The 23,844-nt window shown below is 71.4% G+C and carries 19 protein-coding genes; 11 read left to right on the forward strand and 8 right to left on the reverse strand.

Translation table 11 applies throughout. The annotated features are described in order from the left end of the window. Positions 1–95 precede the first annotated feature (95 nt). Complete coding sequence (locus CAP_RS27060) at positions 96–1,358, reverse strand: hypothetical protein (protein ID WP_156041174.1); 1,263 nt, start codon at positions 1,356–1,358, stop codon at positions 96–98. A gap of 204 nt (positions 1,359–1,562) precedes the next feature. Here CAP_RS27060 and CAP_RS27065 point away from each other — a divergent pair, with 204 nt between their 5' ends. From CAP_RS27065 to CAP_RS27075, 3 genes are read left to right on the forward strand one after another with little or no spacing between them, the layout of a single operon-like run. Beyond that, entirely contained in the window at positions 1,563–3,218 is a 1,656-nt protein-coding gene (locus CAP_RS27065) for a hypothetical protein (protein ID WP_044246242.1), read from the forward strand. Continuing rightward, the gene (locus CAP_RS27070) at positions 3,215–3,946 is read left to right on the forward strand and encodes a hypothetical protein (RefSeq protein WP_044246244.1); all 732 of its coding nucleotides are present in this window, start codon (positions 3,215–3,217) and stop codon (positions 3,944–3,946) included. Before CAP_RS27065 ends, CAP_RS27070 begins: the two co-directional genes overlap by 4 nt. Positions 3,947–3,962: 16 nt before the next feature. After that, complete coding sequence (locus tag CAP_RS27075; protein ID WP_044246247.1) at positions 3,963–5,408, forward strand: DUF1501 domain-containing protein; 1,446 nt, start codon at positions 3,963–3,965, stop codon at positions 5,406–5,408. A 249-nt stretch (positions 5,409–5,657) separates the two neighbouring features. On the opposite strand, the gene CAP_RS27080 is transcribed toward CAP_RS27075, so the two are convergent. Together CAP_RS27080 and CAP_RS27085 are read right to left on the reverse strand one after the other, a co-directional pair. Beyond that, complete coding sequence (locus tag CAP_RS27080) at positions 5,658–8,270, reverse strand: RCC1 domain-containing protein (protein ID WP_044246250.1); 2,613 nt, start codon at positions 8,268–8,270, stop codon at positions 5,658–5,660. Then, positions 8,267–10,816 carry an RCC1 domain-containing protein gene (locus CAP_RS27085; RefSeq protein WP_044246253.1) on the reverse strand — a complete coding sequence of 850 codons (2,550 nt, stop codon included), beginning with the start codon at positions 10,814–10,816 and terminating at the stop codon, positions 8,267–8,269. The genes CAP_RS27080 and CAP_RS27085 overlap by 4 nt, the downstream gene beginning before the upstream one ends. A 293-nt stretch (positions 10,817–11,109) precedes the next feature. Between CAP_RS27085 and CAP_RS27090 the strand changes: the two genes are divergently transcribed. From CAP_RS27090 to CAP_RS27105, 4 genes are all read left to right on the forward strand, one after another. Then, positions 11,110–12,093, forward strand: coding sequence for a bestrophin family protein (locus CAP_RS27090; protein WP_044246310.1), 984 nt, complete (start codon positions 11,110–11,112; stop codon positions 12,091–12,093). 89 nt (positions 12,094–12,182) lie between these two features. Then, positions 12,183–12,761, forward strand: a complete 579-nt coding sequence (locus CAP_RS27095) for a DJ-1/PfpI family protein (protein WP_044246256.1) — start codon at positions 12,183–12,185, stop codon at positions 12,759–12,761. A gap of 15 nt (positions 12,762–12,776) precedes the next feature. Then, entirely contained in the window at positions 12,777–13,784 is a 1,008-nt protein-coding gene (locus tag CAP_RS27100) for an NAD-dependent epimerase/dehydratase family protein (RefSeq protein ID WP_052376021.1), read from the forward strand. A 23-nt stretch (positions 13,785–13,807) separates the two neighbouring features. After that, positions 13,808–14,221 carry an MAPEG family protein gene (locus CAP_RS27105; protein WP_044246258.1) on the forward strand — a complete coding sequence of 138 codons (414 nt, stop codon included), beginning with the start codon at positions 13,808–13,810 and terminating at the stop codon, positions 14,219–14,221. Positions 14,222–14,235: 14 nt separating this feature from the next. Here CAP_RS27105 and thiM read toward each other — a convergent pair whose 3' ends face one another. Further along, positions 14,236–15,030, reverse strand: coding sequence for a hydroxyethylthiazole kinase (gene thiM, locus CAP_RS27110; protein WP_044246260.1), 795 nt, complete (start codon positions 15,028–15,030; stop codon positions 14,236–14,238). A gap of 331 nt (positions 15,031–15,361) precedes the next feature. Here thiM and CAP_RS50950 point away from each other — a divergent pair, with 331 nt between their 5' ends. Together CAP_RS50950 and CAP_RS27125 are read left to right on the forward strand one after the other, a co-directional pair. Then, positions 15,362–17,266, forward strand: a complete 1,905-nt coding sequence (locus CAP_RS50950; protein ID WP_156041175.1) for a hypothetical protein — start codon at positions 15,362–15,364, stop codon at positions 17,264–17,266. A gap of 74 nt (positions 17,267–17,340) precedes the next feature. After that, positions 17,341–18,612 (forward strand): hypothetical protein, encoded by a 1,272-nt coding sequence (locus tag CAP_RS27125; RefSeq protein WP_044246268.1) that lies wholly within the window; start codon positions 17,341–17,343, stop codon positions 18,610–18,612. A gap of 24 nt (positions 18,613–18,636) precedes the next feature. Here CAP_RS27125 and CAP_RS27130 read toward each other — a convergent pair whose 3' ends face one another. Continuing rightward, the gene (locus tag CAP_RS27130; protein WP_081865301.1) at positions 18,637–19,353 is read right to left on the reverse strand and encodes an isopentenyl transferase family protein; all 717 of its coding nucleotides are present in this window, start codon (positions 19,351–19,353) and stop codon (positions 18,637–18,639) included. A 666-nt stretch (positions 19,354–20,019) separates the two neighbouring features. Beyond that, positions 20,020–20,871, reverse strand: coding sequence for a hypothetical protein (locus CAP_RS45615; RefSeq protein WP_052376026.1), 852 nt, complete (start codon positions 20,869–20,871; stop codon positions 20,020–20,022). A gap of 99 nt (positions 20,872–20,970) precedes the next feature. Here CAP_RS45615 and CAP_RS27140 point away from each other — a divergent pair, with 99 nt between their 5' ends. Then, positions 20,971–21,852 (forward strand): ATP-grasp domain-containing protein, encoded by an 882-nt coding sequence (locus CAP_RS27140; RefSeq protein WP_052376028.1) that lies wholly within the window; start codon positions 20,971–20,973, stop codon positions 21,850–21,852. A gap of 118 nt (positions 21,853–21,970) precedes the next feature. Here CAP_RS27140 and CAP_RS27145 read toward each other — a convergent pair whose 3' ends face one another. Further along, positions 21,971–22,624: a tRNA-uridine aminocarboxypropyltransferase gene (locus tag CAP_RS27145; RefSeq protein WP_052376030.1), complete on the reverse strand. Its 654-nt coding sequence runs from the start codon at positions 22,622–22,624 to the stop codon at positions 21,971–21,973. A 132-nt stretch (positions 22,625–22,756) separates the two neighbouring features. On the opposite strand from CAP_RS27145, the gene CAP_RS27150 reads away from it, so the two are divergent. Then, positions 22,757–23,341, forward strand: a complete 585-nt coding sequence (locus tag CAP_RS27150; protein ID WP_044246270.1) for a hypothetical protein — start codon at positions 22,757–22,759, stop codon at positions 23,339–23,341. 13 nt (positions 23,342–23,354) lie between these two features. Here the strand turns inward: CAP_RS27150 and CAP_RS27155 are convergent, their stop codons facing one another. Then, complete coding sequence (locus tag CAP_RS27155) at positions 23,355–23,792, reverse strand: rhodanese-like domain-containing protein (protein ID WP_044246324.1); 438 nt, start codon at positions 23,790–23,792, stop codon at positions 23,355–23,357. Positions 23,793–23,844 lie beyond the last annotated feature (52 nt).

The following is a 23,844-nucleotide window of genomic DNA, read 5'->3' on the forward strand; positions in this document are numbered from 1 at the left end:
CCTTTCGCCGTGTCTCGAAGGTACCAGCGAGCGTAGGAGATGCCGCGCGGGAGGGGCGATGCATTCCCTGCATCGGCGATGCGGCGATGCGGGAGTCAGGGCGCGCGGGTGACGTCCCAGTCGATGAGGATCTGGATCTTCTCCTTGGGGAGCTTCTTCTCGTAGCCGGCGGGGGGCATGGTGCCCTGAGTCACCCGGACGAGGAGCACGTCGGCAGCTTCGAGCATCACGTCGTACGAAGTGAAGTCGACCCGCGGAGCGCCCTGGGAGCCGTCCGCGTGACAGCCTGCGCAGTACTCGTGCATGATCGGGCGCACGTCGGCGGCGAAGCTCAGGGGCGCCCCCACCGCGTGCTTGCGCACCGCGAGGCCACCGCCCGACCAGACGTCGCCGAGCTTGTCCACGGCGATGCGGCGCGGCAGATCGGCGGGCGTGGCCGTGGCGATCGCGTCCGGCAGCGCGCCCGCGTGGACGCGCAGCACGCTCGGGCCGGCGAGCGCGTAGAGGCGCTGCTTCTGGGCATCGAGCGCGAACGACTCCACGGCCACCGCGGGCTCACCCTCGGCGGCGAGCGGATACAGGGTGTAAGCGCCGTCGGGCGAGCGCTCCACGAGCCCCTCGTCGGAGGCGAGGTAGATGAGCGAGCCCTCCTCGCAGGCGAGGCTGTCGCACGCGATGGCGCGGATGCGGCCGGCGTCGAACAGCACCGGGTAGGCCTTGCTGGTCGCCTTGTCGATCTCGTACACCCGCTCCTCGAAGGCGAGGATGATCCGGTCCTGCTGCGCCAGCATCGCGGTCGGCGCGCCGGCCTCGCCCTCCACCGTCCAGCTCACCATCTCACCGCGGCTCAGCTCGCGAGCGCCGTCCGTGGTGACGAGCGCCAGGTGCGTCTCGGTCGCGTCATCCTCGCCCGTGGTGACCCGCACGACCCGCGCGTTCATGGCGGTGATGGTGAGCGCGGCGAGGGCCTCGGACCCGAGCGACGGCTGGAGCGCGCCACCGGCCGTGTAGAACAATCCCCCCTCGGCGGCGACGAGCAGCCCCTCCTCATAAGGAGCCATTGCCCGCACCTGACCCGTCGACACCGGCAGATCAGGCCCGTCTCCCACGATAGCGAGCTGGAGGGGTCCGGAGGCGCCCAGCTCATAGACGGCTTTCGTCGTCCCCACCGCCACCAGCGCCCCATTGGATGCCATTGCAGCGGCATATCCCTCGACGGCGTGCTCCTCGCTCGCCGGCTCCTCGCCCATGGCTCTGGGCGCGCCGTGGACCACGGCAATTTCCGGCCCTGCGCCACCACCTGGCGGGCCTGGCTGTGCAGCTTCTTCTCCCCCACACCCTGCGAGGGTGATCAGCATCCAGGCCGCAGATGCGCACGTCGGAAACAGTCTTCGGAGCACACCGCAACGTTACCAGGAAGCGGGCGAGAACTGTGTAAGGCATTCACGCTTCTTCTTGACGTGACCTGGTGATTCTGGTCGGTTGATAACGCCCGCACAGGCGTCTCTCGCGCTCGCCCCGCGCGGGCGCCGTCTGCCATTGCCATCTGAAACCTGCCCGCCATGAAGACATCCCGTCCCTGGCAAGCGCTGGGGTTTGCCCTTTGCTCCGTGCTGGCCTCGTCGGCGTCTGCCGAGGAGGACCAGTGCTACCTCCACCGCGAGCTGTCTCCCGAGCGCTTGCTCCGGCGGCTGTCGCTCGATCTGCGCGGCGTCGTGCCCGACGTCGCGGAGTACGAGGCGGTGGAGGGCGTCGACGAGATCCCCCCGGAGGTCATCAAGGCCTACCTGGACAGCGACGAGTTTCGCCTCCAGATGCGCCGCTATCACGAGAGCCTCCTCTGGACGAACCCCAACGTCGCGCTCGGGAACGTCAATTTCGCGCTCACCACGGCGCGGTTTCCCGACACCACCCTGGTGTACTACGTCCCCGGCGCCGGCAATTCGCGCCTCTTCCGGGGTGGTGACGGGACGCATTTCTGCCAGAACCGTCCGCAATCCGAGCTGGGGTACGACGCCGCCTCTGGCCTGCCGAACGCGGAGCCCGCGGGCGTCGACGGCACGGGCGCGTTCGTCGCCGAGGGCTGGGTCGAGGTGCACCCGTACTGGGACGCGAACCCGAACGCGACCATCAAGGTGTGCGCCTTCGACGCCCAGACCACGGAGAAGTACACCCTGCCCGACGGCGATCCGGACGCGGGGACGCACTCCTGCGACAGCGTGCTCGCCATCAAGTCGAAGTCCTGCGGCTGCGGGCCGAACCTCAACTACTGCATGGTGTCCGGCACGGTGCAGCCGGCGGTGCTCACCTCGATGCGCGAGCAGCTCCTGCGCCTGGTCGACGATCACACGAGCGGCCAGGAGCCTTACTCTCGGCTGATCACCACCAAGCGGAGCTGGGTGAACGGCCCGCTCACCCACTACGCCACCTACCTCGGGCAGCGGCAGAGCCTCTCGCTCACCCAGAACGTGCGGCAGCCTGCCGACGGGGTGCTGCCGGAGCTGCCCTTCACCGCGGCGGACCAGTGGGTGCAGATCGAGCGCGAGTCGCCGCACTCCGGCATCCTCACCTTGCCGGCGTACCTGCTCCGCTTCCAGACCAACCGCGCCCGCGCGAATCGCTTCCGCATCGCCTTCGAGGGGCAGCACTTCCAGCCCTCGGGCACCAAGGACACGGGCTGCGCCAAGGAAGGCGACGACCTCACCCAGCGCTGCGTCTGCCGCGGCTGCCACGTGACGCTGGAGCCCCTCGCCGCGCACTTCGGGGTGTTCGTGGAGTCCGGCACGACCGCGCTGAGGGACTTCGAGCCTGCGTACCCCACCGCGAGCGCCTGCGCGAAGGGCATCGCCCCCCGCAACGCTGGCTGGTGCGACCGCTACTACTCGGCTGTCCCGGACCTCGTGGACCCCGACATCCGCACCTACAAGCTGAAGGCGCTCCAGTACGACGACGCCGCCCACCCGCTGATCGGGCCGAACTTCGACGAGGGGCCGGAGGGGATCGCCCAGGCGAACATCGACAGCGGTCTGTTCCACGTGATCGCGACGCGCCACATGTTCGAGTTCCTGATGAAGCGCGCGCCGAACCTCGACGCGACCTCGACCGATTACGAGGGCAAGCTCATCGAGGAGATCGCGGAGGAGTTCCGCACCCACGACAACTTCAAGCTGCTCGTCGAGCGGCTGCTCACGCTCTCGATCTACCGGAGGATGCCATGAGCGGAGGCTGCATCGTCCGCACCGGGCTTGCCGCGCTCCTCGCCTGCGCGTCCGGGTGCTTCGTGGACAAGGGAGGGACGACGCCGCTCGAAGGGGATCCTCCCTTCGAGCACCCGGGCGTCGGCGCCGAGGGCATCCCGGGCGTCGGGCCCGAAGAGCTCGGGGGCGGCGCGCTCCAGGGCACCTCGCGCTCCGTGCGGCGCATGACCATCGACACCCTGCAGGCGTCGATGCGCAGGGTCGCGGGCAACGACATCGCCGGCAACCCCATCCTCTGGCGCTTCAACAACCGCGACGGCTTCAGCGACGCGGCCTTCGGCAAGGCGCTCGGCAGGCCCGACTTCCAGTCGTCCACCGAGGAGGGCACCGTCTCCAACGCGCTCTATGTGAAGTTCGTCGGCGACGCGGCCCGCGACATCTGCACGCAGATGGCGAAGAACGACCTCGTGCGCCTCGACGCCGGGACGCGCGCCCTGTTCCCGGCGGCGCCCGTGGACGGGAGCGCCACCGAGGCGCAGATCACCGCGAACCTGCAGTACCTCGTGCTCCGCTTCCTCGGCCTGCGTGTCGCCGCCTCCGACGAGCTCCTGCCGGCGCTCCGCGGCGTGTACGACGCCGGCGTCGAGAGCGTCGCCTCGCCGGCCGGCAGCGAGCTGACCCCGGCGGCCGAAGGGTGGCGCGGGGTGTGCGTGGCGCTGTTCGAGTCACCGCTGTTTCACAACGACTGAGGAGAAGAACCCAGCCATGAGCAAGAAGACCCAGATCTCCCGCCGCGCCGCCCTCGGCGCGCTGGGGCTCGGCGGTGGCGCGCTGCTCCTCGACGGCCTCCTCGGCCTGCGCCACGCCCGCGCCGACGTGACCGATCCCGACAACGCGCCCCTCCTCGTGATGTGCGAGTTCGCCAACGGGTGGGACACGCTGTACTGCCTCGATCCCCGCAACCACCAGGACTTCAACGAGCCCGCGGGCGGCATCTTCACTGGCTTCGACATGGTGACGGACGTTCCGACCAAGAACGTCATCGAGGAGACCGGCGGCACCGGGCTCGTCAAGCCCGTGGGCAGCGAGGTGGCCTTCGGGCCCACCATGAGCAAGCTCGCGCGGGAGCACTTCCAGGACCTCTGCGTGGTGCGCGGCGTGAACATGGGGACGCTGACCCACGAGGTGGGGCGGCGCTACTTCCTCACCGGCAAGTTCCCGCGTGGGCTCGCGGCCTCGGGCAGCTCGCTGGAGACCTGGTGGGCTGCGGCGTCGAACGCCTTCGACGCCCACGAGATCCCGAACCTGGTCGCCGGCGGCGCCGAGACCTACAACGAGGGCCTCACCCCGCTCGCGAGCGGCCTGCAGGTGCCGAGCTACAACGAGATGCTGCAGGTCTTGCGGCCGCTGAACGCCTCCGTCGCGCTCGACGGCAAGGTGGAGCAGGCTGCCGCGAAGTTCCACCAGACGAATAGCTGCGTGCACCGCCAGCTCGACGCCGGGGGCCAGCTCAAGACCCACCTCTCCGCGTGGGGCTCGGCGCAGTCGCTCGCCAACGGCGGGCTGTGGAAGCACTTCGACTTCAAGTCGAACCCGCCCGCGGGCAGCCAGCTCGAGAAGCTCTACCAGGCCTTCAGCGTGGACCCCACGAACCCCGCCGCCGCGCTCGCCGGCAAGCCCCGCGGCCAGGCCGCGCTCGCGGCGCAGGCCCTGGTGAACCGCATCTCCCAGGTGGTGCTGCTCCGGCTGGTGAACGTCACCGACGCGCACTTCGACGACGACTGGCCCTCCAACCACCCGGCGCGGCAGCGCTCCGGGTTCGACGCGGTGAGTGAGCTCATCACCTACCTGCAGAACACCGAGGACAAGAACGGCAAGTCCTTCTGGGACCGGACGACGCTCCTCTGCTTCTCGGAGTTCGCGCGCACCCCGCGCATCAACCAGCAGGGAGGCCGCGATCACCACCTGGCCTCCGCGTGCCTCGTCGCGGGCCACGGCATCCGCGGCAACCAGGTCATTGGCGCCACCAAGGACACCAACTACGACGGCCGCCCGATCAACGTCGCCACGGGCGCCCCTGACGACGAGATGGGCACCATCATCAAGCCCTCCGACGTGCACGCCACCCTGCTGCGCGCCGCCGGGCTGCCCTACGATCACATCTCCAACCAGGAGCCGAAGCTCATCCAGGCGATGCTCGCCAATCCTTGAGTCTCCACGAGGGGACTCGCGTCCCCTCGCCCCGCCGGGAGTGAATCCCGTCGGGGCCCCACTCCCCGCGAACCGCTCGCGCCAGCCGCGACGCCGTGCCCCTGGGCAGATCGTCTCGCCGTAGGTTCCTTAGATCTCCCGGGTTCGTCTCCGGTCGTCGCGCGACGCCTGCCTCAGGCAGGAGGGGTAGCGACCATCGGGAGCGTAGGGGCCGAGAGGCCCCTGCTCCAGGGTACGCAGTACCAGTACCTATTCGGGGTCGACGATGGGGGTGGGGGTGGCGGTGAAGGGCTGGCCGGAGCCGAGCTGGGCCCAGTAGCTCGCGCCCCAGCAGAGCAGGTTGCCCCCGAGTGACAGACCGCAGGCGTGCTCGTTGCCGAGCGCTGCGGACTGCCATGGCATCACGCTGGGCACGGCTTGCGGCGCGTTGAACGAGCTGAGGTTCCCGAGCCCGAGCTGGCCGTACGACCCGTTGCCCCAGCAGAACATCGCCCCGCCGGTCTTGATTGCGCAGGTCGACACCCCCTGGCCCAGGCTCGGCCGCGCCCAGTCGGTGTCGGTACCCACCTGGGTGGGCTGGAGCAGCGGGTTCGCGTTGCTCCCGATCCCGCTCTCGCCGTTCGCGTTCCGGCCCCAGCACCACAGCGTCCCGTTCGTTGCCACGGCGCAGGCGTGGTTCGCGCTCACGTCGAACGTCGCCCAGGGGCCCCCGTCCACGGGCGACGGCGTGCTCACCGCCGCGCTGGTGGCGCCGGTGCCCACCTGACCGCTGCCGTTCGCGCCCCAGCAGTAGAGCGCCCCGGTCGCGCGCAGCGCGCAGGTCGTGTCCCCGTGCGCGGCGACGCTCTTCCAGTCGGTCACGTTTGCTGGCAGTGCCAGCACCGGCTGCGCGCGGCCTGCCGTCGTCCCGTCGCCGAGCTGCCCGTTCGCGTTGCGGCCCCAGCACGCCAGCGTACCATTCTGCCGCACCGCGCAGGTGTGGTTGTAGCCTGCCGCGATCTCGGTCCAGGGCACGTCTGCGGGCGCGGGCGCCACCACGGGGGAGGGGAGGGGCTGCGGCGTCGTCACCGCCGTCCCGTTTCCTTGCTCCCCGTTGTTGTCCCAGCCCCAGCAGAGCACCTGGTTCACCCCGCCCTCCTCCGCGATGCCGCAGGTGTGCGTGCGCCCCACGGCCACGCGCTTCCAGGTCTTGCCGGCCCCGATGGGCGTCGGCGCTGCGCGCGCCACCGTCGTCCCGTCGCCGAGGTGCCCGTAGACGTTGCGCCCCCAGCAATAAAGGTCGCCTGTGCCCCGGATCCCGCAGCCGTCGTCGAGCTGCACTGCCAGCCAGGTCCAGTCGTTCGCCGTGCCCACTGCGGTGGGGGTCGTGCGATCTGACGCGAACCCCAGGCCCGTCGCGCCGCGGCTCGCCGAGCCCCAGCAGGAGAGGTGCCCGCCCTCCTGCACCCCGCACGCGAACCGCAGCCCGCTCGCGAGGGTCAGCCAGTCCGCGCCGGTGCCCACCTGCGCGGGCGTCGCCAGCACCCCTTCGTTGCCGGGCTGACCGGTCTGCCCCATGGTCCCCTCGCCCCAGCACCACAGCGTCCGATCGGCGCGGAGCGCGCAGGCCGCGTACTCCCCGGCGTCGATGCGGTGCCAGGTGGTCTCCGCGTCGACGGCCTGGGGCTGGGTGAGGGTTGTCGGGAGCTGCGCCCCGTTGCCGGCCTGGGCGAGCGTGTTCGCTCCCCAGCACCAGCGCGTCCCGTCCACCTTCACCCCGCACGCATAGCCCCCGCCCGTGGAGACCGAGGCCCAGTCGGTGGCCAGCGTGGCCTCCTGGGTGGGGCTTGGCTTTGTCCCCGCGTTGGTGTTGTCCCCGAGCTGACGGCTGGTGTTCAGCCCCCAGCACCACAGCGTGTGGTCGGCGCGCACGCCGCAGGTGAACTCGTTGCCTGCCGAGATGGAGATCCAGAGATCGGTGCCCACCTGCGTCGGCTGGGTGAGGTTCGTGGTGTTCCCGTCGCCGAGCTGACCGCGGTTGTTGTAGCCCCAGCAGTACAGCTCCCCGCCCGCGCGCAGCCCGCAGACGTGGCCCGAGCCTGCCTCGATTGTCGCCCAGTCGCTCACGTCGCCGACCACCGTTGTGGGGTTGGGCCGGTTCGTGGTGGTCCCGTCACCGAGCTGACCCAGGCTGTTCGTCCCCCAGCAGAAGGCGCGGTGCGCCTCGTTGAGCGCGCAGGTGAACGAACCTCCCGCGGTCACTGCCACCCAGTCCGAGGCACCACCGGCCATCGCGGGCCGCACGAACACCGCGTCGCCCGTGCCGGTGCCGATCTGCCCGCTGGTGTTGTGCCCCCAGCACCACAGGGTGTGGTCGCTCCGGACCGCGCAGGCGTGGTACTGCCCCGCGGCGACCGTCAGGTACGTCGCGTCGCAGGTGTGCCCGTCGCCCTCGGTCCCGGGCGGGCACGCGCAGGTGAAGCTCCCTGGCGTGTTCGTGCAGACTGCCATCGGATCGCAGTCGTTGAGGAGCATCGCGCACTCGTCGACGTCGGTGCACCCGTGCCCCTCGCCCGTGTGCCCATCGCCCTCGAAGCCCTGGCGGCAGGTGCACTCGTAGAAGGCCGGCGTGTCGGTGCACTCCGCGTCCTCTACGCAGTCGTGCGTTCCTTCCGTGCACTCGTCGATGGCGAACGGATCCCCCGCGCCAGCGCCTCCCTCGCCTGTACCGGCCCCCGCGCCGCCGCTGCCCGCGCCGCCCGCGCCGCCCCCGCTCCCCTCATCGCCCCCGCAGGATGCCGCGCACAGCGCCGCGAGGACCAGCCACGCGCCGCCCGGGAGCTGCCCGAAGGCCCTCGCCCCTGCCCGATGGGCGCGCCTCATTTCGCCTCCGCGATGGCCACCAGGTCCGCCGAGAAGCCGTCACCCTGCGCGTTCTGCCCGTTCTCTCCCGAGCCCCAGCAGCGCAGCGCCCCGTCCGTGGAGAGCCCGCAGGCGTGCGTGAACCCGAGCCGGATCGAGCCCCAGTCCGCCGCGCCGCCCAGCAGGAAGGGCACCCGGCGCTGGGTGACGTCACCGAGCCCGAGCTGCCCCGTGCCGTTGAACCCCCAGCAGTACACCGCGCCGCTCTGCTTGCGCGCGCAGGTGTTGGAGTTGCCCGCGGTCACCTCCACCCAGTCCGTGTCGGTCCCCACCTGCAGCGGCGCCGGGTTGTCGGTGGTGGTGTTGTCTCCGAGCTGCCCGTTGGCGTTGCGGCCCCAGCACCACAGCGTCCCGGTCTGCTTGATGGCGCAGGTGTGGCTCACGCCCCCCGCCAGCGCCGGCCGCCAGCCGGTGCCCAGCGAGGTCGGCACGTAGCCGTTCTTCCCCGTCGGGTTGCCGGCCGTCCCCACCCCGATCTGCCCCTCGTTGTTGCGCCCCCAGCACCACAGCGCCCCGTCGGCGCGCGTCGCGCAGGTGTGGAACTGCCCCGCCGCGACTGCGGTCCACTCGCCGGTGGGCAGCACCTCCCGGAGCGAGCCGACCGCCGGGTTCTGCTCGGCGCCGAGCTGGTACTGGTTGTTGCGCCCCCAGCACCACAGCGTCCCGTTCGTCGCGATGGAGCAGCCGTGATCCTCGCCGAGCGCGATCTCGCCCCAGGTGAGGCCGCTGTACGGCTTGCCCTGGGTCAGGATCGCCTCGAAGGTCGTGGCCGGCGTGGTGTTGCCCCGGCCGAGCTGCCCGCTGGAGTTGCGGCCCGAGCACACGATCGCCCCCGCGCTGGTGATGCCGCAGGCGTGCTGCCGCCCCATCGCGATCCTGCTGAAGGAGAGCGCCGTCGTCACCTCGGTCGGCGCCGCGCGGCTCGCCGTGTCCCCGAAGCCGAGCTGCCCGGTCTCGTTGTTCCCCCAGCAGTACAGGTCCCCGCCCTCCTGGATGCCGCACCCCAGCTCCCCGAAGGTGTCGACCCGCGCCCAGGACGCGGTGCCGATCGGCGCGGCCGTGGTCTCCAGGCTCGTCATGGCGTCGCCGAGCTGGCCGTACAGGCGCGACCCCCAGCAGGAGACGCGCCCCTCGTCGTCGAGCGCGCAGGTGTGCGTCAGCCCTGGCGCCACGTCGACCCACCTCGACCCGGCGCCCCGCGGCCGCGGCGAGGTCACCGCCGTGTTCTGGCCAGCCTCCACCTGCGCCGACTGGTTGCGCCCCCAGCACGACAGCGCGTCCGCCGTGTCGATCGCGCAGACGTGGGTGATGCCCGCGCGCACCTTCGCGAACGTCGTGCCCGGCGCCACCTGCACCGGCACCGCGCTCGCGGCCAGCACCCCGTTCGCGAGCTGCCCTTCCGCACCGCGCCCCCAGCAGAACAGCCGCCCGTCCATCTTCACGGCGCAGCTCGTGGGCCCCACCGACACCGCCGCCCAGTCCATGTCCATCGCGCCTGCCGCGGTCTCCACGAGCGAGGGCGTCGGCACCGTGCCCCCACCCGTTTTCGCGATCTGCAGGTCGCTGTTCTGGCCCCAGCAGTAGAGGCGCCCGTCCTGCTTCAGCGCGCACGTCGACTCCCGGTTCGCCTCCACGTGGAGCCAGTCGTTCTCCGGTGTCAGCGCCGCAGGATCCACGCTCACGTAGGTCGGCGACACCGCCTGCGTCACCGCGGCGCCCACCCCGAGCTGCCCGGCATTGTTGCGCCCCCAGCACGAGAGGGTGCCGTCGCTCTCCACCGCGCACGAGTGCTGCTCGCCTGCGGCCACCCCGGTCCACGTCCTGTCGAGGCTCACCCACGCGGGCAGCGACTGGCTCTCGGTGTTCCCGAGCCCGAGCTGACCGTTGCCGTTGTTGCCCCAGCACCAGACGTTGCCGTTCTCCTTGATGCCGCAGGTGTGCGACGCGCCGGCCGCGAGGTGCGCCCAGTTGCTCGCGGCGCCGGCCCGCACCGGCGTCGCCTGGTTCGCGCCGAGCCCGTTGCCGAGCCTCCCGTTGCCCCCCGCGCCGAAGCAGACCACCGCGCCGTCCACCCGCAGCGCGCAGGTGTGGTAGCTCCCCGAGGCGATGCCCTTGTAGCGCGCTTCGCAGCCCGCGTAGGGGTCGCCCACGGTGCCCGAGGGGCACGCGCAGGTGAAGCTCCCCTCGGTGTTCGTGCACGCCGCGCTCGGGTGACAGTCGTCGAGCTGATCGAAGCACTCGTCGACGTCGTCGCACGACTGCCCGTCACCGCTGTACCCCTCGTTGCAGACGCACGCCCCCTCGGCCCCGCAGCTCGCGTTCTCGCCGCAGACGCCGCATGGCTCGCTCGTGCCTCCGGACCCCCCGGTTCCGCCGCCGCCTTCGCCGCCAGCACCTCCTGTCCCGGAGACGGTCGTCGTTCCGCCGTCGCCGCCCGGGGGCGTAGGCTCTTCTCCTCCCCCTCCGCAGGCGAGGAGCGTCGTGGTGGCAGGGAACAACGCGGCCATGAGCCAGCACGGCAGCGCGCGTGCACGTCGAACAAAGAGGGGCATCCTGGTTATCGGCAATGCTACGGGCACGTCATCACGTGTCAACAACGCCCGGGGCGCATCCCGCCATTTCGAGTGCTCGCCGACGTGCTCGCCGACGTGCTCGCCGACGTGCTCGCCGACGTGCTCGCCGACGTGCTCGCCGACGCGCCGGCCGACGCATTGGCGGGGAACCCCCCCCTGTCCCATCTTGGGCAATGGTGGCGAGCGCCGGCTCATGGTACGCGCGGCGCCCCTTCGAGAGGCTGCCAATGATCGTTCCGGAGCGCCATTACTCGTGGTTTCGCCTCCTCCTGAAGTACCGCGGTACCGCGCTCGCGCGCATGCGCGGCCGCCTCATCGTCACCACCCTGCTCGCGGTGGTGGTCACGGTCATCGACCTCCGCGTCTCCTTCTTCCACCCGGACCTCACCACCATCCCCTTCACCCTGGTCGGGCTCTCGCTGAGCATCTTCCTCGGCTTCCGCAACAACACGAGCTACGACCGCTTCTGGGAGGGCCGCAAGCTCTGGGGGCAGCTCGTCAACACCAGCCGCAGCCTCACCCGCCAGCTCCTCACCCTCATCGCCACGTCCCCTGACCGTGCAGGTGATCGCGCGGGCGTCGACGCGGCCGACGACGCCCCCGCCGACGAGGCCATCACCGCCTTCCGGCGCGAGATGGTCTACCGCCTGATCGCCTTCGTGCACTGCTTCCGCATGCACCTGCGCGACCAGGACCGGCTCGAGGAGCTCGACGGGCTCCTCTCGGCGACGGAGATCGAGGCGCTGCGCGACGAGGTGAACCGCCCCAACGCCATCGTCCAGGCCCTGGGCCACCGCCTCCGCGACGCCTGGCAGCGCGGCTGGGTCCACGCCATGCACCTGCCGGTCATCGAGCACAGCCTGACCCTGCTCACTGACATCCAGGGTGGCTGCGAGCGCATCAAGAGCACCCCCATCCCCCTCTCGTACACCTCGCTCATCCACCAGATCGTGGCCATCTACTGCGTCGCCTTGCCTTTCGGCCTGGTCAAGACGGTGGGCGTCTTCACGCCCGTCGTGGTCTGCATCGTCGCCTACGCCTTCTACGGCCTCGACGCGATCGGCGACGAGGTCGAGAACCCCTTCGGCCTCGACCCCAACGACCTGCCCCTCTCCAGCCTGAGCCGGATGATCGAGGTGAACCTCCGCCAGCGTCTCGGCGAGGCGGACCTCCCCGCGCTCCTCAAGCCCAAGTCCGGCGTCCTGTCGTGATGCCCACCGCGGAGGCGCGCGCCTCCGCGCCCCCCGCCCGCAATTGACATGACCCACCCGCGGGAGCAGCGTGGCTGTGGAGGATCTCCATGAGCGTGAAAAAGCTGTTGATGCTCGTCGGTGACTACGTCGAAGACTACGAGGTCATGGTGCCGTTCCAGGCCCTCCAGATGGTGGGCCACACCGTGCATGCCGTCTGCCCTGGCAAGAAGAAGGGCGACAAGGTCCGCACTGCCATTCACGACTTCGAGGGTGACCAGACCTACTCCGAGAAGCGCGGCCACGACTTCGTGGTGAACGCGACCTTCGCCGAGATCCGGCCCGACGACTACGACGCGCTCGTCATCCCCGGCGGCCGCGCGCCCGAGTACCTGCGCCTCGACAGCCGCGTCATCGAGGCGACCCGCCACTTCACCAGCGCGAAGAAGCCCATCGCCGCCGTCTGCCACGGCATCCAGCTCCTCGCCGCCACCGGCGACCTCGCCGGCCGCCGCTGCACCGCCTACCCTGCCTGCGCCCCCGAGGTCCGCCTCGCCGGCGCCACCTTCGTCGACGTCCCCGTCGACCAGGCCGTGGTCGACGGCAACCTCGTCACCGCGCCCGCCTGGCCTGCCCACCCCGTGTGGCTCGCCCGGTTCCTCGACGTCCTCGCCGCCGTCTCCTCGTAGTACGTAGACCCCACCATGCCCAGCCTCGTCCACGACGCCCTGCGCGACGTCCCCATCCTCGTCACCGGCGCCAGCGGATTCATCGGCGGGCGCCTCACCGAGCGCCTCGCCTCCGAGGAGGGCGCGCGCGTCGATGGCACCGGCCGCAGCTTCCGCGAGGAGGCGCGCCTCCGCAGTGCGGGCGTCACCCTCTGCCCCGCCGACGTCCGTGACCGCACGGCCATGGAGCGCCTCTGCCACGGCAAGCAGATCGTGGTGCACCTCGCCGCCTGGGTGCAGCGCGGCCGCGGCGGCGAGGCCGACGCCTACGCCATCAACATCGACGCCACCCGCGTGCTCATCGAGGCCGCGGCTGCCGCCGGCGTCCGCCGCTTCGTCCTCGTCAGCACCGTCGCCGCCTATGGACTCCCCGTCGTCGACGACATCGACGAGTCGGTCCCCCTCGACACCCACCAGGGCGACCTCTACGGCCGCACCAAGGCCCTCGGCGAGCAGGCCGCCGAGGAAGCCGCCGCGCGTGCCGGCCTCTCCCTCACCATCCTCCGCCCCGCCATGGTTATCGGCCCCGGCTCCCCCGGCTGGACCACGGGCATGCTCCGCCTCGTCCAGCGCGGCGTCCCCGTTCTCTACGGCAAGAGCGGCTTCGCCTACCCCGTCTACATCGACGACGTGGTCGACGCGATCCTCCTCGCCGCCACCAGGCCCGAGGCCACCGGCCAGGCCTTCAACGTCAGCGGCCCCTCCGTCGAGTGGGCCACCTTCTTCGGCCACTACGGCCGCATGCTCGGCAAGAGCCCCCGGCGCGTCCCCATGGCCGTTGCGCGCGCCATCGCCTGGGCCAACGAGACCTTCAAGCTCGGCATCCCCCTCACCACCCTCCGCCTCCGCACCTACGTCCGCCGCCTGCGCTACCCGACCCAGAAGGCCGAGCAGCTCCTCGGCTGGAAGCCGCGCGTCTCTCTCGACGAGGGCATGCGCCGCAGCGAGGCGTGGCTCCGCGAGGAAGGCCTCTTGCGGACCTGAGCGCGCGGCCCGAGGATGGCGGCATGACCATCCCCCTCTGGTGTCTCCTTGTCGCCATCATCCTGCCCTATCCCTGGGCCATGACGGCCATGGGCGAGCGCAAGAAGCAGTTCGGCACGGCGGACAACAAGAACCCCCGCAAGCAGACTGCGCAGCTCGAAGGCAAGGGCGCCCGCGCCTACGCCGCCCACCAGAACGCCCTGGAGGCGCTCCCCCCCTTCGGCATCGCCGTCCTCGTCGCCCACGTCACCCACGCCGACCCCACCCTCTCCACGATCCTCGCCGTGGCCTGGATCGTCGCCCGCGTGCTGCACGGCGTCTTCTACATCGCCGACATCGACAAGGCCCGGTCCGGCATGTTCGTCCTCGGCAACCTCGCGGTGGTCGGCCAGTTCGTCATCTCCGCCATGGCCGCCGGCGTCCCCCCGCATCACTGACCGTCAATCGACCGTCAATCCATCCGCAGCCGCGAGAGCGCCTGGTCATCCATCCCGTACAGCACGTCGAGCAGGTGGAGCTGCAGGCTCCCCGGCCCTGCCGACCGCTCCGCCGCGATCTCCCCCGCGATCCCCAGCACCCCCATCGCCTGCGCCGCGGCCAGCACCGGGTCGGGCTGCACCGTGAGGAAGGCGGCCACGAGCGCGGACGCCGTGCACCCCAGGCCCGTCACCCGGGTCATCATCGGGTGCCCGTTCTGGACCCCCAGCATCCGCGTCCCGTCGGTCACGTAGTCCACGGCGCCGCTCACCGTCACCACGCAGCCGTGGAGCTTCGCCAGCTCCCGGGCCGTCTCCAGCGCCGCGCCGGACCCGTACGTGCTGTCCACCCCTCGGGTCCCTCCGCTGTCCTCCGACGCGAGCGCCAGGATCTCCGAGGCGTTGCCCCGGACCACCGTCGGGCTCATCCCCAAGAGTTCCCGGGAGATGCGGGTCCGCATCGACGTCGCCCCGGCGCCCACCGGGTCGAGCACCCAGGGCTTCTTCCTCCGGAGCGCCTTGCCGACCGCGAGCCGCATTCCCTCCACCCAGGGCAGCGACAGCGTGCCGATGTTCACCACCAGCGCGTGCGCGAGGGAGGTCATCTCCTCCACCTCTTCCACCGCGTGGGCCATGGCCGGCGACGCGCCGATGGCCAGCAGCGCGTTCGCGGTGCTGTTCATCACCACGAAGTTGGTGATGTTGTGCACCAGCGGGGAAAGCTCCCTCAGCTTGCGCAACGTCTCCGACAGCTCCTCGATGTGACCCATGCGTCGTTACCCTGCGCGCCTTGCGCGCTCCACGTGCCCTGTGTGCTTCGTGCGCTTCATGCGCTCCAAGCGGTCCGTACGGTCACGCGCGATGCGCGCCGCGCCTCGATCTTTGGGGGTGCAGGACACCAGAGCGCGTCGTCCCATGTCAAGCCGGCGCCCCCTCGGTGCTACGGCTCGCCTGCGGCCCGCCCGCGACCCGCCCTCATCGTCGTCACGTCATCGCGAGCGCACGCCGGGGCTCCACCTCCGCCCTGTGCTCGGGTAGGGTGCGCAGCACGCCGTCGATGGCGCCCCGCGCGACGGGGTGCTTCGCCGACGCGAGGCGTGCATGAACAGCGAAGTCAACCGTACCGAGGCCGACGAGGATCAGGACGAGGAGACCGGACCGCCAGCGGTCTTGCACGGTCCCATCGAGGTCGCCCCCATCCCCCGGGCGGAGTGGCCGCGGCCCACCGCGATCACCAGGGAGCAGCGCAGGCCCTTCGGCGCGGAGGGCGACGTCGCTCTCGGTCCAGGCGGCCTCCTCTACGGCGTCTGCAAGGACAAGCGCAAGCCGCACGTCGCCGCGTGGGTCGTCGGGGGCGAGCTGCACACCGCCGAGGACACCCCCTTGCCGGGCGGCCGCACCGCGTACCTCGCCGCGCGCGACGACGGCGCCGCCGCGCTCATCGGCCTCGACTTCGACTCCCTGTGGGAGGTCGACTTCGAGGGCCACGTCGCCCGGCGCCTCCTCAAGCACGAGGAGTCGCTCAGCGACATCGGCTACGGACCTGACGACCGCATCCTCATGCTCGCGGGCACTGCCCTCGACGCCTACCGCCGCGTGGGCTCCCGCGCCGTGCTCGACCGGCGCTGGCACATCGAGGGCTACGGGATGATGACCCTCCACGAGGGCCGCCTCGTCGCCGTGAAGCGCATCGAGGACGGGCGCGACGGCATCACCCTCTACGGCTTCCACGGCGACTCCCTCCGGCTCCTCGCCCGCGCCAACACCAACGTCGGCGCACTCTTCGCCGAGGATGGCCGCGTCTTCTTCGAGCACAACGGCCACGAGGCCGAGTTCTACGAGCTCGCTGGCGTCAGCGTCCTGCGCGCCCTCCTCGACGCCCGCCCCGAGTCCTTCCCCGAGGTGCCCGTGCTCGAGCGCGGGCCCACGGACGACGTGGGCCTCGACGAGGAGAGCGACGCGCGCAGCGACGACGACGCGCTCGTCGACGAGGACGAGGACCTCGACGAGGCGCCCCCGAAGTCCCCTGACGAGGTCGTCGTCGAGCCCGCCCCCGGCCGCGTGGGCCTGCGCTCCCTCGGCAAGAAGAGCCCCCTGCGCCGCCAGCGCGACGAGGCGATCCCCAAGGACGTGAAGGCCCTGTTCGGGGCGCGGGCCACGGTCGTCCACGCGGGCGCGGGCGACCTCTACACGGGCTGGAAGAAGGACGGCAAGACCGCCTTCCGGTACGCCATCTACGGCGGCGTGCGCGGGAAGGAGCTGCTCGACACCGAGCTCAAATCGAGCGCCCAGTCCACCTTGATCTGCATGAGCCCCGACCGGACCTCGGCCTTCGTCCCCACCGACGGCGACGGCAAGCTCTGGCGGGTGGATCTCAGGACCGGCAAGGCCACGCTGATCCGCGACTTCTCCAAGGAGAAGACCGAGAAGGAGATCTACGTGCTCCAGGCCCTCGCCCACGAGCGCGTCCTCGTCGGCACCTCCTCCGAGACCTGGATCTTCTCCGTCGCCGGCGGCACTCCCCGCGTCGAGATCCGCGGCCAGCTCGACATCCGCGAGGCCGAGATCCTCAGCGAAGGCCGGGTCGCCGTGCTCCAGGCCTCCAGCGGCAGGCCCCTGCGGGTCTGGGGCATCTTCGAGGACGGCGTGCGCACGCTCGCCGCCTTCAAGGTCACCCCCGCCAGCTTCCACGCCTCCGACGGCAAGTTCTACGTCAACGCCGAGGGTGACCTCGGCTGGTTCGAGATCGTCAACGTCGACGACGCCTGGGCCACCGCGCAGCGCAGCGCCTCGGAGACCCGCTACCCCCGGATCGACCTCAGCGAGGCGCCTCCCCCGCGCGAGGACGAGGAGCGCGACGAGGACGAGGACGACGAGGACGAGGACGAGGACGAGGAGAGCGAAGAGGAGAGCGAGGACGAGGACGAGGTGAGCGACGACGACAGCCTCGGCGACGACGACGACGAGGGTGGCGACGAGGACGACGAGGACGACGACGACGACTGAACGGAAGGCCTGACCGGCGAGGCAGGGTGTGCAGCGACGTCGCCGGTCAGCGCTCGACCCGGAGGGCCATCCCGATGTGCTGCTTCTCCCGCCCGGTGCGCCACGTGTCCGCGACCAAGATCTTCGCGCGCAGCATGCCGGACGGGCAGGAGGTCCTCGTCTACGGCATGAACGTGTCCCTCGACGAGGACCTCGCCATGGTCCTCCCGCTGCCGGTCACCCCGGGCTCCGGTGACGACGCGGTCTCCTTCATCGACCTCTCCGGCTACCCCCGCTTCTTCGACGACCTCGGCAAGAGCTTCCCCGAGATCTACTTGCCCGCGCGCAAGGGCGGCGCGCTCTCCCGCCTCGGCGGCGATCGCCCCACCCTGCCTGTCCACCCCGTGGGCGAGTTCGAGGCCTCCTACGTGCCGACCGTGGGCGACTTCGACCGCCTCGACCCGCGCTTCCGCCTCCCCTCCACCGTCTGGTCCGCGCTCCCCCAGGTGCGCGACCACGGCTTCGCGGTCTTCAAGCTCCGCCGGCCCCGCGGCCTCCTCTCCTGGTTCCGGCGCCTGCGCACCGTCCACCCCATGGCGTTCTCGTTCCCGCGCCGCGACCCCTCCACCCTCTTCTTTCCCACGCTCCACGTGCACGACGGCGAGGTGCACCCGCGCGCCTCGTTCGACCACACCCTCTACTGCCAGCCCGACCCCGACCTCGCCATCCTGCTCGACTGGGAGCGCTCCGCCGAGCCCCTCGGCCACTCCGTGGACGCCGCGCATGCCGCGGGCATCGTGGACCCCGACGCGCCTGGCTTCCGCAAGACCTTGATGGCCGAGGGCCCCAACGAGGACGTGGTGATCTCCGCCGCGCACCTGCGCGCGACCACCGTGCTCGGCGAGCTGTTCCTGCTCCGCGACGCGGGCGCCCACGGCCCCACCGCGCGGCCAGCAGCCGGCACTTCCCCGTGGCCGATGCTCCCGGCCGATGCGCACCGCAAGCTCGAAGACGCCATCGCCACCCAGCTCCGGGCGCTGACCCGCGACCGCCGCGACGACTGGGGCCTCGCCCGCTACCGCGACGACCTGCCCGAGCGCTGGCCTACGCTGGTGGAGGCGATGGGCATGGGCGACACGGGCTCCCGGCGCGCCTCGCGTGCCTCGCGCGCCCCTCAGAAGACGCCGTGTCGCCTCAAGTTCTACGTCTGGACGGAGCGCGTCGCACCGCACGAGGTCTCGCTGGCGTTCCACGACGAGCCCGCGCGAGATCTCCGTGACCAGATCCAGGCCGACCTGTCAGGGGTGCTGGACGAGGCGGCGGCCGCGAGCGGCGTGCCGTCCGCGGGGGCCTCCTCCCCAGGATGATCCACCCGCCCGTGTGGTCGCGCATCACGCGGTGCACGAGGACCCCTCGGCGCCGAACGAGGCGTCCCCGAACAGCCGGTTCAGCGCCGCGTTCTGCCGCGCCGCGTACCGCAGGTGGGACAGCACCACCTCCTCCACCAGCATCGCGTCCAGCGGCGCCCCCGAAAGCTCCGCGGGCTCCATGCCCGACTGCTCGCAGTGCGCGATGATCGCGTCGTAGCCCGTGATCGTGGCCAGGAACGCGCGCATCCGCGGATCGTCCCAGCCCCGCGCGACCTCCTCGATCATCGAGCGGCGTCCCCCGCCCGGCTTCAGCATCGCCTGCGCCCGTCGCCGCAGCGTGTACTCGTACGAGGGCACGCTCGCCCAGCGCGTCCGCTCCACGGTGACCCCGCTCGCGCCGAGCAGCTCCTCCTCCATCAGCATCTCGTAGAGCGCCACCGAGCCCCCTTCGAGCAGGATCAGGTCGTGATCCTCGACGAGCGCGCCCACCGTGCGCAGGAACGCGAGGGTCGCCTGCTCCGCCGAGAACTCGCCATCCATCATGTACCGGCGCGCCAGGTAGAGCCGCGTGGTCCCGGCGATCTCGTGCGGGAGCGGTCTCCCCGTGCCCGTACCCAGGTCCTCGAAGACCTGGAACCTGTCGAGGACCACGACTGGCGCCCCCGTCTGCCGCGCGAGCTCCGTCGCCCGCGCTGTCTTCCCCGTCCCTGTAGCCCCCACGATGCAGTGTGCCCTCATGACTGCCTCCCTCCCCCTCGTGCAGAAGCCTCGTCCCCACCCCACCCGCCGCGCGATGCCATGAACCGGGTGCGCCGAGGCGCAGCGGCGCACCCTCGCCGTGCGGCGCCCTTCAGCGCCGTCGCGCCGTCGCGGTCCGCCGGGCGTGAGCTGCAGCGCGCAGCCTGCGCCCCCCTGACGTCACGCACTCCCTGCCTGACGCAGCGTGCGTCCGGCAGCGAGCCGCGTGCGCGGCGTCCGTCACCATTGCCTGTCCCTCGATGTCGATGACGCGCGCCGCGCCCTTCTCCATGTCCCCATCCCCCCCCGGAGATATCGACAGAGTCATCAGGCGCCCGCGCGTTCCGGATGAACCGATCCGAGTGCCTGACCAGTTCAAGCTGCCACGGTTCGTCTGCTCTGGGAACTGGGAATCACCATCCTCTCGCGGGATTTGTCACGTTTGCCAACCGCATCGCCAGGCCTTGAAATCTGCGTGATCGACCCCAGCCCATACCGTGAGCCACACCTTCGACACGCGCGCTGCACCCCCACGCGATTGATCTTCCATACGTGCTGCGCGGAGCGGATCCGTCGGTGCGCGGCGCAAGGTTTTCGTCCGCGCTCCGTCGGTACCCTCCCCCGGGCGTCAGCGTTCGTCCAAGGTTCGGCGGTGCGCTGGTCCCGCTACGGCGTCGCGGGCAGCGCGCGCCAGGAGAAGTTGTCGTAGACGCAACCTCCTCCGATGTGGGCGCTGAAGCCGATCGCGCCTGGCCCGGTGAGCGGCAGCGCGCGTGGATCCATGCCGCTCACGCTGTCGATCATCACCCAGTCGTTGCCGTTGCGGCGCTCGACGGAAGCCGTGAGCTGCGGGACCTCCCCGACTGCGCTCAGCGTGAGGCGGTAGACGGCGCCGGATTCGAAGTCGTAGGTCCCAGCCAGGCTCGCGATATCCTGTACATCGCCTTCGCCATCCTGGTAACCGAGCATGGCGCCCGTCATCTGGTAGCCGACATACAGGACGTAGGCGTGGAAGTTGTTCGAGGTGTCGAGCGACAGCCGCTGCCCGCGCAGGAAGAGCTGCGGGTACTGGAACGCGTCGGTGGTGGGCCGGAACTCGATCGATACCTCGACGTCGCGCTGATCCTCCGACGCAGGCCTGGAGGCGAGGTTGTTCCTGAACACCGACATCATGGTCGCGTCCTTGATCACGGTCCCGCCCGTGATCCGGAACGCTTCGGAGTTCTTCTCGGTCCAGCCGTTGCCGAGCGCGTCTCCGTCGGCGCGCTCGAAGTCATCGACGAACTGCGTGAGGGGCGCCTCGCCGCCGCCCGTGCCGCCGTTCCCTGCTTCGCCGCTCCCGCCGCCCCCTGCTTCGCCGCTCCCGCCCGGGCCCGTCACCCCTGCGCCGCCCCCGCCGCTGCCCGACGTCGCCGTCGCGCCGCCCGAGCCTGCGCTGGCGCTGTCGAGTGCTTCCAGGTCGACGAACAGGCTGCAGCCCGTGAGCAGCAAGGACAGGGCGACGACGGCGCGGTGCACGCCCCGAGCCTACCATGCCCCGTCGCTCCCCCCTGTCTTGCCCGGCCGTCGCGCGTGCGCCCTTGCCACCGCTGGTGATCCGCTGCTAGCCACGCGCTCGTGCGCATCGCCTTCGTCGCCTTCCCGTATTACCGCGCCTACGCTGCCCTCTCGGCCTACAACGAGTCCTCCACCCTGAAGGAGGCGTTCGCCGCGCGCGGGGCCACGCTCGACGTCATCGCGGCCCCCGACCCGTCCGTCGACTGGGCGAGCTTCGACGCCGTGCTGCCCCTCGGCTGCTGGGGCTACCACGAGGACGCGCGCGCCTTCCTCGCCTGGGTGGACGAGCTGGAGGCGCGCGGCGCGCGGCTCCTCAACCCGCCCTCGGTGCTGCGCTGGAACGTGGACAAGGCCTACCTGTGCGAGCTGCGCGCGGCGGGCGTGGCCGTGGCGCCGTTCCTCCACTTCCCCAGGGGGAGCCGCCCCGATCTCGCCGGGGAGATCGCCGCGGCGGGCTACCAGCGCTTCGTCGTGAAGCCGACCATCTCCGCGAACGCCGCGCGGACGCTCGTGGCCGACGCGCCGCCCGGCCCCGAGGTGCTCGCGCTCGTCGAGGAGATCCTGGGCAGCTCGGGGCTCCTCGTGCAGCCATTCTTCGAGGAGATCCCACGCGACGGCGAGTGGTCGATCCTGTTCTTCAACGGCAAGGTGAGCCACGCCGTGTGCAAGCTGCCGAAGCCCGGCGACTTCCGCTCGCAGCCCGACCACGGCGCGACGGTGACGCAGGTCGCGCCCTCCGCGGCCGTGGTGGCGCAGGCCGAAGCCGCGCTGCGGGCCATGCCGGGTCGCCCGACCTATGCACGCGTGGACGGATTCCTGCGCGACGGTCAGCTCCAGCTCGTGGAACTGGAGCTCATCGAGCCGCATCTGTTCATCCAGGCCGTGGACTCCGGAGCCGCCGGTCGGTTCTGCGACGCCGTGCTCGCCACGCTGCGCACGTGAGGCGGACCACCACGCAGCCCCCGTGGTGCCCGTGACGTGACGACGGAATCCCGGACGGACCGAAGGTGTCGCCGTGGGGAGGGAACTCCGGTCCGCCCGAGCAGAGGGGGGTGATGGTTCAGGCGCCGGAGCGGCAGGCGGCGGCGATGCGCTCACCGTGGTCCCGGAGGTGCTTCGAGCGCTCCACCCAGAGGTCGAAGGCCTCCATGAGCCGGGTTTCGATGGCCTCGCCTTCGAGGATGCCGAGCGCGCACGCGGCGGCCTCGAAGGTGGAGAGGGTGTCCGGGCGCGGGTTGCGGCGCAGGCCGTAGCGGCTCGACAGGCCGGGAGGGAGGTTCACGCGCTCGGCGAGGCAGGCGTCAGGGTCGCGCTGGGTGATGCGGCGGGCCTGACGCCAGGTGCCGTCGGGGACGAGGAGGACGACGGGGCCGGAGGCGGCCATGTCGGCGGTGAGGACCGGGGCGGTGGGGTCGGGGAAGAGGACGAGGCGGCGGGCCTCGGGCAACGGAGGGGGAGGCGGGAGCCCGGGCGTGCCGCGCAGGCGGAGGTGGAGCGTCGGCATGACCCGCGTGAGGAGGCGGCCGGTGCTGGTGCTCTTGAAGCGCTCACTGGGGTGCATCAGCAGCGCGAGCTGGGTGCGGGGGGTGACGGTGAGGTCGCGCAGGGCCGCGCAGAGGCAGAGCGGCGGCGGCAAGGCGCAGGCGGTGCAGCGCGGGATGCGGCGGGTGCGGATGGACCGGGGGGCCGGGATGAGCGCGACAGGGTCGATCACGGGCGGTGGGGGAGCATGCCACGGAATGCCGCGGGCCGTGGCCGGGCTCGCGGCGTGTGGTAGGGATGCGCGCGTGCGGCGTCGCTCGGGGGGGGCGGCGGACGTGCCCGAAGTGCCCGAAGTGCCCGAACGATGAAGCGCCGCACCGCCCTCGCCTTCACTGGCACCCTCGCCACCCTCGCCGTCGGCGGTGGGCTCGCCTGGAAGACGTTCTTCGGCTTCCCCTCGGACACCACGCCCGAGGGGGCGTACCTGCGCATCGCCCGGAGCATCGGGCGCGGCGATCCACGGGCGTGCTTCGCGTACCTGGAAGACCGGGCGCAGCACGCGGCGTACACCATCCGCGACTACCGGAAGAAGGCGCGGGACAGGGTGGCGGAGGCGTACCCGGAGCCGGAGCGCGGCAGGCTGGTGGCGGCGTACAGCGCGGCTGCGGACGCGCCGGACGGGGCCGACGTGTGGGTGGAGATGGCGATGCGACTCGGCTGGGTGAGCCGGCTGCGCCGCGACCTGTCCGGGATGGCCAAGGTGGAGGTCGCGGGCGAGCGGGCGACGATCGAGACGGCGCGGGGGACGCGCTACCCGTTCCGGCGGCGCGAGAACGGGATCTGGGGGATGTCGCTGTTCACGGCGGAGCTGGTCGCCGAGGCCGAGCGCGCCGCGCGCGACTGGGACGTGGTGGAGGACGCGGCGCTCGACTACGAGCGCGCCCGCTGAGACGCGGCGGGCTTCAAAGGCCGGCCTTCTTGCGCAGCTCGGGGTAAGAGCCGCCGGGTGTGGACTGGGCGACGGGCAGGCCGGTGACGCTCCAGCCGGGCTCCAGGAGCTTGCCGAACATGTCGCGGCGGCCCTCGAAGCCGGCGCGCTGGTCGACGATGCTGGTGTAGCCGGCGTTGAGGAGCGCCTCGACGGCGCGGAGCGAGCGCTGGCCGGAGCGGCAGCCGAGGACGAGCTTGGCGTCCCGGGGGTACAGGGCCTCGGCGGTGGTGATGAAGTCAGGGTTCGGCTGCATGCCGCCGGGGCCGACGTGCATGAACGGGAGGTTCTGCGCGCCCGCGGGGTGGCCCGCGGCGTACTCGGCTTCGCTCCTGACGTCGACGTAAAGGTAGCCCTCGTCGTCGACGAGCTTTCTGGCCTCCTCGGGGGAGACGCGGCGGATGGTGCTCATGGCTGCGGTGTAGCCGCGCGCTGCAGCGACGCCAACCCGAGGTGCTAGGGTG

The organism is Chondromyces apiculatus DSM 436, from assembly GCF_000601485.1.
Taxonomy (GTDB): Bacteria; Myxococcota_A; Polyangia; order Polyangiales; family Polyangiaceae; genus Chondromyces; species Chondromyces apiculatus.